The organism is Rhizobium sp. 01T437, assembly GCF_056398505.1.
In genome coordinates this window covers 329586-342375 of the sequence record NZ_JBFTPM010000001.1, presented here as the reverse complement: position 1 = coordinate 342375, position 12790 = coordinate 329586, and the positions used below count along the sequence as shown (strand labels likewise).

Annotated in this window: 12 protein-coding genes; 4 read left to right on the top strand and 8 right to left on the bottom strand. The window is 61.1% G+C overall.

Annotated elements, in window-relative coordinates; translation table 11 throughout:
* Positions 1-203: 203 nt before the first annotated feature.
* On the bottom strand, positions 204-692 hold the full coding sequence (locus tag AC1DM5_RS01770; RefSeq protein WP_477819436.1) for a MarR family winged helix-turn-helix transcriptional regulator: 489 nt from the start codon (positions 690-692) through the stop codon (positions 204-206).
* 100 nt (positions 693-792) lie between these two features.
* On the opposite strand from AC1DM5_RS01770, the gene AC1DM5_RS01765 reads away from it, so the two are divergent.
* Entirely contained in the window at positions 793-1128 is a 336-nt protein-coding gene (locus tag AC1DM5_RS01765; RefSeq protein ID WP_113299453.1) for a cupin domain-containing protein, read from the top strand.
* Positions 1129-1134: 6 nt separating this feature from the next.
* Here the strand turns inward: AC1DM5_RS01765 and AC1DM5_RS01760 are convergent, their stop codons facing one another.
* The 6 genes from AC1DM5_RS01760 to AC1DM5_RS01735 form a co-directional block, all read right to left on the bottom strand.
* The gene (locus AC1DM5_RS01760) at positions 1135-2649 is read right to left on the bottom strand and encodes an ATP-binding protein (RefSeq protein ID WP_477974498.1); all 1515 of its coding nucleotides are present in this window, start codon (positions 2647-2649) and stop codon (positions 1135-1137) included.
* A 109-nt stretch (positions 2650-2758) separates the two neighbouring features.
* Positions 2759-3934, bottom strand: a complete 1176-nt coding sequence (locus AC1DM5_RS01755; protein ID WP_477819434.1) for an MFS transporter — start codon at positions 3932-3934, stop codon at positions 2759-2761.
* A gap of 97 nt (positions 3935-4031) precedes the next feature.
* Entirely contained in the window at positions 4032-4832 is an 801-nt protein-coding gene (gene murI, locus AC1DM5_RS01750) for a glutamate racemase (RefSeq protein ID WP_477819433.1), read from the bottom strand.
* The gene (locus AC1DM5_RS01745; RefSeq protein ID WP_477819432.1) at positions 4813-5643 is read right to left on the bottom strand and encodes an RNA methyltransferase; all 831 of its coding nucleotides are present in this window, start codon (positions 5641-5643) and stop codon (positions 4813-4815) included. The genes murI and AC1DM5_RS01745 overlap by 20 nt, the downstream gene beginning before the upstream one ends.
* 16 nt (positions 5644-5659) lie before the next feature.
* Complete coding sequence (locus AC1DM5_RS01740) at positions 5660-7696, bottom strand: FUSC family protein (RefSeq protein ID WP_477974496.1); 2037 nt, start codon at positions 7694-7696, stop codon at positions 5660-5662.
* 150 nt (positions 7697-7846) lie between these two features.
* Positions 7847-8389: a hypothetical protein gene (locus AC1DM5_RS01735; RefSeq protein WP_477819430.1), complete on the bottom strand. Its 543-nt coding sequence runs from the start codon at positions 8387-8389 to the stop codon at positions 7847-7849.
* A 190-nt stretch (positions 8390-8579) separates the two neighbouring features.
* On the opposite strand from AC1DM5_RS01735, the gene AC1DM5_RS01730 reads away from it, so the two are divergent.
* Together AC1DM5_RS01730 and AC1DM5_RS01725 are read left to right on the top strand one after the other, a co-directional pair.
* Complete coding sequence (locus AC1DM5_RS01730) at positions 8580-9791, top strand: NADP-dependent isocitrate dehydrogenase (protein WP_477974494.1); 1212 nt, start codon at positions 8580-8582, stop codon at positions 9789-9791.
* Between the two features lie 547 nt (positions 9792-10338).
* Positions 10339-10968 (top strand): glutathione S-transferase family protein, encoded by a 630-nt coding sequence (locus AC1DM5_RS01725; RefSeq protein ID WP_477819429.1) that lies wholly within the window; start codon positions 10339-10341, stop codon positions 10966-10968.
* A gap of 122 nt (positions 10969-11090) precedes the next feature.
* Here the strand turns inward: AC1DM5_RS01725 and AC1DM5_RS01720 are convergent, their stop codons facing one another.
* Positions 11091-11942, bottom strand: coding sequence for an AraC family transcriptional regulator (locus tag AC1DM5_RS01720; protein ID WP_477819428.1), 852 nt, complete (start codon positions 11940-11942; stop codon positions 11091-11093).
* Between the two features lie 126 nt (positions 11943-12068).
* On the opposite strand from AC1DM5_RS01720, the gene AC1DM5_RS01715 reads away from it, so the two are divergent.
* Positions 12069-12701: a LysE family translocator gene (locus AC1DM5_RS01715; RefSeq protein WP_477819427.1), complete on the top strand. Its 633-nt coding sequence runs from the start codon at positions 12069-12071 to the stop codon at positions 12699-12701.
* The last annotated feature ends 89 nt before the right edge of the window (positions 12702-12790 follow it).

Below are 12790 nucleotides of genomic sequence, written 5' to 3'. Positions count from 1 at the left end.
AAACCGCGCGAAGGAAACACGCCCTCCTTTGATCCCGTTTCCGGGAGCCGACAGGATCTTTCCATTACGCGAACGGATCTGATCCACGGGACATGTCAAATGAAACACCGGACATTGCTGCCCGGTGCTGGCGCGGTCTTTAGGGATAAGTCACAGGATTGTCAAACAGAATCTGCCGCTGCAGGCCCTGTGTCGCCCGCTCGTTAGAGCGAATCGGCAAGTTTGCGGAGCAGTCCTTCCAGCGCCCGGCGCTCGCCTTCGTCCAGCCCGTCGAGATGGCCGAGTTCGCGTTTCATATCCTCGCGGAAGGCCGCTTCCGCAAGGCTGATACCCTTATCCGTCAGCGCCACCTCGAAACTGCGCTTGTCCCCGGCAGAGCGCTCGCGCCGGATGAGCCCGGATTTCTCCAGCCTGTCCAGCCGATGCGTCAGCCCGCCCGAGGAGATCATCAGAAGGCTGTAGAGCTCCGTCGGGATCATTCGGTATGGCGGCCCAGCGCGCCGGATCGTCGCTATAACGTCAAACTCCCCGCGATCGAGATCGAATTCCGAGAATGTCGCCTCGATGGACGGTCGCACCAGATTGGAGATCCGGTAGATGCGCCCGAGAATGCTCATCGGCGTCGTATCGAGATCGGGCAGCTCTTCCGCCCAGAGCGCACGCAGCCGGTCGACATGGTCTTGCTTTTCCATGGCCACTCCGAAATTATCTTGACGAGAAGATAAATTGGGAAGATTATTTTCTCGTGAAGATAAATATAGCGAACCTGCAGCGTGATCCAAGGAGGAAATCATGTTCCATGTCATACCGCGTGAAAGCCAGCAGCAGTTCGCCAATCGCACCATCCGTTTCGAGGGCGGTGATTACGGCGCGCCGGTCTCGATCTTCCTGATCGACAACGAGCCTGGTCAGGGGCCGGACCTGCATATTCATCCCTATACGGAAATGTGGATTGTCCGCTCCGGCAAGGCGCGCTTCACCGTGGGTGAAGAGACGCTGGAGCCCAATGTCGGCGATATTGTCATCGTCAATGCCGAGACGCCGCACTGCTTCAAGAATGTCGGAACGACGCGCCTCGAGCTCACCTGCATCCATGCCAGCCCCGAAATCATCCAGAGCTGGGTCTGACGCGGTTTATTCGGCAGCGCTTTTCAGAAAGTCGCTGTCCGGCGCATCGGCCGAGCCCGGTGCTGTCTCAGCCTGCAGGTCCGGAAAGGCGACGATGCGCTTGCCGCTGAAATCCGTATGCACGACGATGAGCCCCTGCTCCTCGAAATAACCGAGCAGCCGGCGCGCCCGCCGGGCCGAATGCGTGCCGTAAGCGCGGGCGATGCGGGCGTCCGAAGGGCAAGCCTCGCCGCCGATCGCAGCCTTCGCCATCATCAGGAACACGCCCTGCAGATCGTCGGTGACGCCGTTCGACAGCGAAAGCGCCGTCGCCCAGGCCTCGCCTGCCGCCATTTCGGGATCGACGCCGGAGCGGGAAACCGCAACGCGCCGGCGGAATTCCGGTAGCGACGTGGGCGGACCGGGAACGCGGCGCATGCGCAGCCGCACCAGGAATTCCTGATAGAGAACCGCATCGGTGCGGAAACCGGAGCCCGGATCGTCGAGGATTTCGGCGAGCACGCCGGCAAGCCGCTCCTCGCGCTCTTCGGCCGATATTTCCGGCTGAGCCACACGCGGTTCGGAAGCCTGCATCGGTGCGGCAGCCGGTGTCGAGCGAGCCAGTTCGGCAAGGATATCGGTGGTCGGGCGTGGTGCCGGCGGCGCGCGGCGCACCATCGGCCGCTGGAATTCTTCCGGATCGGGCGTGAAGATCAGGTCTTCGACATCCTGTGGCGAATCCGGCAGCGGCATCAGCTTCGGGCTCGAAGAGCGCGCCGAGGTCTCGACATTGCCGATCTGGATCGGCAGCGGTCGGCGCGACAATGCCGGGCCGAGCGCTACGAAATGGCCGCGCTTGAGATCTCGGAACATTTCCGCCTGGCGGCGGTCCATGCCGAGCAGGTCTGCGGCACGCGCCATGTCGATATCGAGGAAGGTGCGGCCCATCAGGAAGTTCGAGGCTTCGGCCGCGACGTTCTTGGCAAGCTTGGCAAGACGCTGCGTGGCGATGACGCCGGCAAGCCCGCGTTTTCGCCCGCGGCACATGAGATTGGTCATGGCGCCGAGCGAGGCCTTGCGCGCATCTTCCGATACATCGCCGCCGACCGACGGCGCAAACATCTGCGCTTCGTCTACCACGACGAGAACCGGATACCAATATTCGCGATCGGCATCGAACATGCCGTTGAGGAAGGCGGCAGCCGCCCGCATCTGCTGCTCGATATCGAGCCCTTCCAGCGTCAGAACGCAGGATACGCGGTGCTGGCGGATACGGTTGGCAATGCCGGCAAGCTCGGCCTCGGTGCGCTCACCGTCGACGACGACATGGCCGTACCGGTCTGAGAGCGTGACGAAATCACCTTCGGGATCGATGATGACCTGCTGCACCCATTGAGCGGACTGTTCGAGCAGACGGCGGAGAAGATGCGATTTGCCGGAGCCGGAATTGCCCTGCACGAGCAGACGCGTCGCCAGCAGCTCCTCGATATCGAGCGTCGCCGGAGCGCCGGACGCCAGTCCCATATCGATGCCAACCTGCACGTCCAATTCCCCTTACAAATTCCCGGCCCGTCTCTAGCAGATTCGCAGGCACTGTTGTCGTCAAACCGTCAAGAACCCACAGAGAAAGTCAACCTTGGGAAATAGGGCTTCACACCGCCTCGCGCTCGATAAGGTCGCCTGCCATCTCCTTCTGCGTCGGGATCAGCAAACGGGTGCAGAGCAGGCTGACGAAAAGCGGTACCAGCAAGACCGCAAGACCCACACGCAAGCCGAGGAGTTCGCCAAGAAAGCCGATGATCGGCGGCCCGATAAGAAAGCCGGTCAGGGCTGCGAAGGAGAGCGTCGCAACGCTTGACGCAGGCGGGCGGTCGGTCAGCGAGGCGACGGCCGTCACCGCAAGCGGAAATCCGACCGAAACGCCGACACCGACAGCGGCAAAGCCGATGAGGGCAAGCGGTGTCGCCGGCGCAAAGAGAACGACGAGCATGCCGGCAAGCGAGGCGATGCCGCAGCCGCGGGCAATGGCAACCGCGCCGAAACGGCCTTTCATGTAATCACCGCTGAAGCGCCCCGCCGCAACCATGAAAGCGAAAACCGAATAACCGAGGCCGGTTTGCGCGCCCGCGGCATTCATCACATCGCGGAGGTAAACTGCCGACCAATCGGCGATCGCCCCTTCGGTCATCGTCACGCCGAAGACGAAAGCGCAGATCCCGAGCAGGGCAAGACTGGGCGGCTTGAAGCCAGTCTTTGCCTGCGAATTCTCCTCATGGTGACTTTCAGGCAATTTCGGCAGGCGCAGGCTGGCAATCAGCGCGACCGGCAGGACGATGAGCGCCGTGATCAAGATCGACCAGTGCGGCGAAAGCCCGATGGCTATGGCACCAACGCCGATCAGGCTGCCGGCCATGATGCCGAAGCTCCAGAAGCCATGGCAGCGGCTCATGATGATCAGCCCCGTCGCCTTTTCCGTCACATCGGCCTCGACATTCATGCCGAGTTCCACCGTCGAGAGCGCGACCCCGACGATCATCAAGGCAAAGAACAGAAGCGTGGCGCTGGGCGCGAAGGCTGGCAGTGAAACCACGGCAAGAAAGAAGATGAAACCATAGATGATCGCCATGCGCCCGCCGATGCGCGAGACGAAGCGGCCGGCAAACGGCAGGGTGATCAGCGTGCCGATCGGCAATCCCAGAAGGGCAACGGCGAGATCGGCGGTGCCGAGTTCAAGCTTCGCCTGGATATCGGGAATGCGCGGCAACCAGGCGCCAAAGGCTATCGGTTGCAGAAAGAAGATCAGCATGACAAGTCTTTGCAGCGGCACGGCGCATCCCTTTACATCTTGAGCGCCAAACCCGCTCGCGATTCCCCGCGAAGATCTTGCGCGATGAGACAGGTGAAATAAAGCGCGTAGTGCCTTCTCAGGCGCGCAGCCCGAAACCCTGCATCAGCCGCCGGGTGGCAAAATCGGGATTGCCTGATGTAAAGACGGCAAAGTCGAAATTATCCGGGTGAACGGCGTCCGCCACCTGCGGTACCAGCGTGTGGGCGCGCCGCGCAATCGCTTCCGCCGGGTCCAGCCAGTCCACCGGCCAAGGCGCCAGCCTGCGGAATAGATTGGCCATGAACGGATAATGCGTGCAGGCAAGCACCACGATATCGGTTTTGCGGCCGTCCTTATCGACGAAGCATTGCTCGATCTCGGCCGTCACTGCCTCATCCGAAACGGCTTCACCCCGGATATAGGCCTCTGCCATGCGGGCCAGGTTCTCCGAGCCGACAAGCCGCACATGGCACTGCTGCGCAAAGGACTGGATGAGATCGCGCGTATAGGCGCGCTTGACTGTGCCGGGGGTCGCAAGCACCGAGACGAGGCCGGAGCGCGTGCGCTCGGCAGCAGGCTTGATGGCGGGCACCGTGCCGACGAAGGTCATCTGCGGAAAAGCGGCGCGCAGATCCGCACCGACGAGGGTGAAGGCCGTGTTGCAGGCGATGATGCAGACTTCCGGATCGTAGTCTTCGAGCAGCCTGGCGAAGAGGCTGATAATGCGCTCCTTCAGCGCCTGCTCTTCCCAGCCGCCATAGGGAAATCCGGCATCGTCCGCGATATAGATGAAGCCGCGTTCTGGCATCAGCACACGCGCCTCGCGCAGCACGGTCAGCCCGCCTATGCCTGAATCGAAGACGAGGACGGGTTTCAGCTCATTCGTCGGCGCTGTCATCGGTCGGGGCACCCTTGGCGGATCGAGTGGAACCGCCCTTGCGCGGACTGTCACGCGAAAAGCGGTCGAGGGAGGAGATGACGCCGCGCAGCACGCTGATTTCCTGTTCCGTGAATGCCCGGCGGGAGAGGACTGCGCGAAGGTTGTCGACCATTTTCGGCTTTTTCGAGGGCGGGTGGAAATAGTTGCGGGAATCGAGCGCCTCTTCCAACTGGTCGAACAGGCCGAAAAGCTGTTCCTTGGTGGAGGGCCGCTGCTCGAGCGCCTGGAACGGCACCGCCTCCAGATCCTCCATGCCGGATTTCATCCATTCATAGGACATGAGCAGCACGGCTTGCGCGATATTGAGCGAGGCGAAAGCCGGATTGACCGGAAAGGTGACGATCTCGTCGGCAAGCGCCACTTCTTCGTTCGTCAGCCCCCAGCGCTCGCGGCCGAACAGGATGCCAGTCGCCTCGCCTGCCCTGAACCGGCCGCGCAGATTTGATGCGGCAAAGACCGGAGAGCGCACAGGCTTGTAATTGTCGCGGCTACGGGCCGTCGTCGCATAGACGAAGTTAAGGTCGGCGATCGCCTCTTCCAGCGTGTCGAATACCTTTGTGCCTTCGATCACATGATCGGCCTTGGAGGCTGCTGCCTGCGCCTTCTCATTCGGCCATCCGTCACGCGGATTGACGAGGCGCAGATCCACAAGGCCGAAATTCGCCATGGCGCGCGCCACCATGCCGATATTCTCGCCCATCTGCGGCTCGACCAGAATGATGACCGGCCCTTCGGCCAGAAGTTGACGCTCGCTGTTGGTGCCCGCCATGTGCCTATTTGTCTTCCTATTCCTGATTTACGGGCGCAATAGCTTTGCCGGCTGCAAACGGCAAGTCCTGCGTCTCCGTTGGGTAGAGCCGCTCCAGCGTCGAGCCGATCATTTCCACCGCCAGCCGAACGCCCTCCCGCCAGAGCGGCAGGTGCCGGCCGGTCGGCCGCATCTGCTTTCGGGTGATGAGGAAACACTCCGAGCCGCGCGGCGCAACCGTGTCCAGCATGCTGATATCGGCAGCGATCCTGCGTTTCAGATCGTCATCGACGGCATCGGCCATGTGGTTTCGTGCCAGAATGCGCGACCAGTACGTGACCGACAGGAAGATTGCCAGCGTCTGGCGGATCTGTCCCGGCCTGGTGACAATGGACCAGGTAGAGCCGAGCGGGCGTGCGGCAAGCGTAATGTCGCGGTAGCAGGCATCGACCTTCTGCGAGATGACGATGAGTTCAGGCTGGCTCTTCTTGTCCGATACGGCCGATAGCAGCTCCTTCAGGGCCTCGAACCACTTGGCGACCGCCGTATCGAGCGCACCGCGCGTGCGCGCCGGCAGGACGAGGAAGGCTACCAGCGTTCCCGCGACCGCGCCGATGACGGTTTCCTCAAGTCGCAGTTTCAGGAGATCGAAGGTCAGGACACCCATCATGCCATAGACCAGGCAGAGCACGATCGAGATGAAGAAGGTCATCGTCGCATAGGAAATCTGCAGGAAGTAGAAGGCGAGGAAGACGCAGACGATCGAAGCGGCAATGGCAATACCCATCTGGTGGGAAAGCAATGAGGCCAGCACCAGGCCGAAGGCGATGCCGAACAGCGTGCCGATCGAGCGCTGCAGCGCCTTGATGGCCGTGTCGCCGCGCGAATTGGTATTGCTGAAGACGAGGAATGAGGCGAGCACCGCCCAGAACCAGCGTTCGCGTGAGAGCGCCAGGCCGAGTGTCATGGCAATGGCGGCCGCCAGCGTGATCTGCAGGGCCGAGCGCATCACCGGGTTCCTCAGCGAGAAGTCGACTGCTGTGGGCGTGCTGACCTCCTCGACAGAGGCGATCTCGGCAAAATCCGTCCTGCGCCCGGTATCGATCGTTTCGACGAGCTGCCGGCGCGCCGCTCCGAGCCAGAGCAGCGCCCGCACCGTCTCGCCCTGCGGCTGGCCTTCCATATCGGCGACCGTCTTTTCCTGCGCAGACAGCACTGCCTTGTCATCGTCGATGACGGCATGGACGAGCACAAAGGACGGCGGATGCTGGTAGCTCAGCACGATGGCGCTTTCGGTCGCCAGATGCGCATCGAATAGCCGGATCGCCAGTTCCGCGGCCGGAGCGGAAGCGCCATCGAAAACGCCGCCCGGCGGGCGCGGAATGAAGCTCTCGGCCATCAGCACCACTTCTTTCAGCCGGTCTTCCAGCTGGCGCAGTTCCTGCCGGTCGGCCTCATCGACCTTTCCATCCGCTGCAAGGGCAGCGAGCTTGAAGAGGATCTGATTGATGCGGCCCCGCACGCTCTCCAGTGAACGCAGCAGGTCGCGCCGCCAATTGTCGGGCAGAAGCACCGCCCTCACCCAATGGCTGACAAACGCCGAGACAACAGGGCCGATCAAGACGACAGGCAATTCCCCGATCGTCGGGTGGAAGTAGGAGCCCAGGAAATAGGAGGTGAAGGCGAACATGCCGATGGCAAAGCCACGCGGGCCGTAAACGCGCGCCACCGAGGCGAGGAATATCACCACGAGGAAGATGAAATCCGAGAGAACGCGTTGCGACTCGAGGGCCGCCGCGATGCCGACGACGACGAGGCTTGCAAAACAGCCGAGCAGCCTTGTGATGAGCTGGCGCGTTGAGCCCTTGTCGCGCACCGCGACCCCGCCTTCGATCGACAGAACGATGCCGAGACCATAGGACGCGATCGGCAGCGGCACGATGAGCATGTGGATCAAAAGCAGGATTGCGAAGGAGAGCACGATCGACAGCGTGACGCGCGTGCCCATGCGCAGGCGCGAAAGCGCCGGGTCATTGGCAAGCAGCCAGTCTCGGAACTCAAAGCCGGAAATCACCCTTGCCAGTCCTCATGCGCGCCGGATGTGGCGAACCCGAGAGCGAGATACCGCCGCCTCGGCAAAAATCAAATCACACCAACATGATGATTGCCAAGCGTCACTAGCCGTGGTGTCCGCCGGAGTCACTAATCGGTGACCTGGTCAGGGTCATTCGCCGTTGGCGATTTGCACCATGGCTTCCTTGAGCGAGATCGGCCCCTGCCCTTCTTCGCCCTGGATCATGATATCGTCGATGACGGCCTTGCCGCTCTCCTCGATTACCTCGAAACGCACGGTCGTGAAGGCATCTCTGTTGGGTGCACCTTCCATGCAGGTCGCCGCCTTGAACTTCGCCGTCACCTCGGTCGTGCCGTTGGCCGGCTGGCCGCTTTCGATGGAAAGATCCTGCAACGGACAGGCATCCTGCCCGTTGACGATCACGTCATAGTCGAAGGGCGAAATGCCATCCTCGTCGGCGGCCGGGTTCTGGGCCGCTGCCTTGTACTTGTCGCCGAAATCCTTGCTGTAGAGGCGGCTGAGCACGCCGTCCTCGAAAATGTCGATCCAGTCGCTGTTCTCGCCCGCCCAGTTCTTCTGTGTATCGGCCATGATTTCCTTGACCGGTGCGGTCGCGTCGGCCGCGAGCGAAACGCCCGGCAGGACGGACGAGGCGGCAATGAGGCCGGCAAAGAAAACGGCGATCTTTTTCATGTCAAAATGTCCGGGACTCAGGGGCTGATGCGGCGGAGGTTAGCCATTTTCCCGCTCTTGGCAATGGCGGCAAAAACGTCACGTCCCTGCCCGTTCTGCTTTGCGTTCCCGGCTCACAATGCTATAGCGCTGCGGACCCACATCATCCACCCGGGACACCAGTCCCTTCCTAAGCTTACGAGGCAGATACATGAAGAAGATCAAGGTCGCCAATCCCGTCGCCGATCTCGACGGCGATGAAATGACTCGCATCATTTGGCAGCTCATCAAGGACAAGCTGATCCATCCGTATCTCGACCTCGACATCGACTATTTCGACCTCTCGGTCGAAAACCGCGACGCCACCAACGACCAGGTAACGGTCGATGCCGCCAACGCCATCAAGAAGTACGGCGTCGGCATCAAGTGCGCGACGATCACCCCGGACGAAGCCCGCGTGAMGGAATTCAACCTCAAGRARATGTGGAAGASSCCGAACGGCACGATCCGCAACATCCTCGGCGGCGTCATCTTCCGCGAGCCGATCATCTGCCGCAACGTTCCCCGCCTCGTTCCGGGCTGGACGCAGCCGATTGTTGTCGGCCGTCACGCTTTCGGTGACCAGTACCGCGCAACCGATTTCAAGTTCCCGGGCAAGGGCAAGCTGACGATCAAGTTCGTCGGCGAAGACGGCACCGTCATCGAGAAGGAAGTCTTCAACGCTCCTGGAGCCGGCGTTGCCATGGCCATGTATAACCTCGACGAGTCGATCCGCGAATTCGCCCGCGCCTCGATGATGTACGGCCTGATGCGCAAGTGGCCGGTCTACCTGTCGACCAAGAACACCATCCTCAAGGCCTATGACGGCCGCTTCAAGGACATCTTCGAAGAAGTCTTCGAGACTGAATTCAAGGATCAGTTCAAGGAAGCCGGCATCACCTACGAACACCGCCTGATCGACGACATGGTCGCTTCCGCGCTGAAGTGGTCGGGCGGCTACGTCTGGGCCTGCAAGAACTACGATGGCGACGTTCAGTCCGATACGGTTGCCCAGGGCTTCGGCTCGCTCGGCCTGATGACCTCCGTTCTCTTGACGCCCGACGGCAAGACGGTTGAAGCCGAAGCCGCGCACGGCACGGTTACCCGCCACTACCGCCAGCACCAGAAGGGCCAGGAAACCTCGACGAACTCGATCGCTTCGATCTTCGCCTGGACCCGCGGTCTCGCACACCGCGCCAAGCTCGACGACAATGCCGAACTCGCCAAGTTCGCCTCGACGCTCGAAAAGGTCTGCGTCGACACCGTCGAAGCCGGCTTCATGACCAAGGATCTGGCACTGCTCATCGGCCCCGATCAGCCGTGGCTCTCCACCACCGCTTTCCTCGACAAGATCGACCAGAACCTGCAGGCCGCAATGGCCTGAGCCTGCTCGGATCGAAATCGGAAAACCCGGCCTTTGTGCCGGGTTTTTTGTTGTCAGGCGAAATTGCTTTCCACCTCTAAATTAGCAGTTACTTTAAAAAGTAAGCTTCGCGTAAGTTGCAAGGCCTATTCAGTTACTCGCTGCAGCATCGGCCCGAAAATCGGAATCGATTTTCGGAAAGCCTGATGCGTAGATTCAAAAAACTAGAGCGTCCTTAGTGCGTCCAAATGGACGCACGGCGCTCTAAGCATGGAGGTTCTGATGGCCAAGAAGAGTTTTGTCCCCGAATTCCTGCAGCTTGTAAGGCTCCTCGCGCGACGCGAGGGCCAGGATATGATTGTTTTTTATCTTGATCTTGCTTTGCTTGAGACCCAGACCCAGCACTACAATCAGCGCTGGCGGTCCCCTCCCGGCCGGACTGCTGGAGTTGACGCACCGCCGGCGACAGAGGTCATCCCTCGCGCGGCCGCGAAGACGCCGCCTTCTCCGAGGGTTGAAATCTCCCGCGCCAGCGCTACGAAGAGAGCATGGGAAAGAGGAGACCAGGATGACCGAGGAAATCACCTTCTACACGAACCCGATGTCGCGCGGCCGGATAGCGCGGTGGATGCTGGAAGAAACCGGCGTACCATATCATACCGAAATCCTGACATTCGGCGGGACGATGAAGGGCCCGGACTATCTGTCCGTCAACCCGATGGGCAAGGTGCCGGCGATCCGTCATGGGAAGACGATCGTGACGGAATGCGCGGCAATCTGTGCGTATCTTGCGGACACGTTTCCGCAGGCAAGGCTCGGCCCGCAGTCCGATGAGCGGGCCGATTATTACCGCTGGATGTTCTTCGCCGCCGGGCCGCTGGAAGCTTCCGTCACGCTGAAGGCGCTCGGCTTCGAAATCCCGCAGGAGCGGCTGCGCATGGCCGGCTGCGGCTCCTTCGGTGACGTCATGGGCACGCTGGAAAAGGCGGTTTCCGCCGCCTCCCCCTATATCGCCGGGAGCCGCTTCACGGCGGCTGACGTCTATGTCGGCTCGCATATCGGCTGGGGTCTCGCTTTCGGCAGCATCGAAAAGCGCCAGGCCTTCGTCGATTACTTTGGCCGCCTCGCCGAACGCGATGCCTATAAGCGGGCAACGGCGCTGGATGACGAGGCGGCGAAGGCCATGCAGGCGGCCTAAAGCAATTCCAGCAAAAGTGCGTAGCGGTTTTGCGTCCGGAATTGCGTAAGAACAAAGAGAGCAATTCCAGCAAAAGTGTGCAGCGGTTTTGTGTCCGGAATTGCGTAAAGAAAAGAGCCAAATCAGGCTAGAGGCATATATATATCCGTCCGCAGCTCGGTCGGCGCGACTTCGCGCGGATTGTTGAGATATTCCTCGAACATGACGCGATCCCGGATCTGCCGGCCGGATGCCGGCAGCCACTGGGCGTAGAGCCATTGGTAGGCCTTGTACATATCGGCATAAGGCCCCTTGTGATGCAGCACGGCATAGTCGCCGCCCTCCACCACGCGCCGCTCCAGCGGTGCGTTGGCGGTCGTCTCTTCGCCGGCTGTGACACAGGCGACGGAGCGCAGCTTCTCGGGCTGCACGAGATCGGGATCGTCGAGATAGACGCCGATCATCCGCATCTCGGGTTTTGTGAGCCCGCGGGCATAGAGTGTGCCGAACAGTGCCTCGAAGGCCTTGCCGATCTCCATATAGGAGCCGGTATGGGGAACGCCGACCAATTCGAGCGGCGGGATGGTTTTCAGGCTTACGTCAAACATGGCTTTCGCCTTTCCGGAGATTGAGGGTTCGAACTGCGTGTGGCTTCCCTCTTTCCGGTAGCGTGCCGGCGGCATTCCATAGACCGATTTGAATATGCGGTTGAAGGACTGGAGATTGGGATAGCCTGATCGCTTCGCAATCTCGGCGACCGCCAGTTCCGTGCGGACGATATCGCCCGCCGCGCGATGCAGCCGCAGCCGCTTGACGGTTGCCGCCAGCGTCTCGCCGTAAATCGCCCGATAGATCCGGTGCCAGTGATAGCTCGACAGGCAGGCGATTTCGGCCAGCCGCTCCATATCCAGATCCTCGTCGAGATGATCGTGGATATAGGCCGAGACCCGTCTCAGACGGTTCTCGTAGAGCGCCCATGCCGTTTCACCTGTCATGTCAAACCCTTTGCTATTCGATCGGCTGCAGCAAACCATAGCCCGATTTGACAAATCCTGCGCACTTGAACTGGCGGCGAATCCTGCGTAGACCGGAATTCCGGCTCGAACCCAAGGGGAAGACTGATGCCGGACTTTTCTACATTGATACTCTTTGCCGCCGCAGCGCTGGTGCTCACTGCCACGCCCGGTCCCGACATGCTGCTGATTGCCTCGCGCAGCATCAGCCAGGGACGCGCCGCCGGATTTCTGACCTATGCAGGTATTGCGCTCGGCACCTATTGCCACGCGCTTGCCGCAGCTTTCGGGCTCTCGCAGCTCTTCATGACCGTGCCCGTCGCCTTTGAAGCCGTACGCTGGGCCGGCTGCTGCTATTTGCTTTATCTCGCCTACAAGACGATCCGTTCGGAAGGCACTGCTTTTGCGCCGGCCTCCACGCTGAAGCGCCTGTCGGGCCGGCGCATCTTTTTTGCCGGTCTCGCCACCAATCTGCTCAATCCGAAAATGGCGCTCTTCGTCATGGCGCTCTTTCCGCAATTCGTGAATGCGGAGAGCGGCTCCATGACCGCGCAGATGCTGGTGCTTGCGAGCGTCCTGAACGGCATCGGCCTCGTCGTGAACGGCGCCGTCATTATCCTCGGAAGCCAGATCCGTTCACGGCTTGGCTCGGTGCGCCGTTTCCCGAAATTGCCGCAATATATGCTGGCAACTGTCTTTACCGGCCTCGCCTACCGTCTCGCGCTGCAGACCAGAAACTGACCGCAGCAGGCGCACCGCGAAAACAAAACCGGCTGCGAAATCCATGATCTCGCAGCCGGTTCTCATTTCAAACAGTTCTCAGGTTCGGC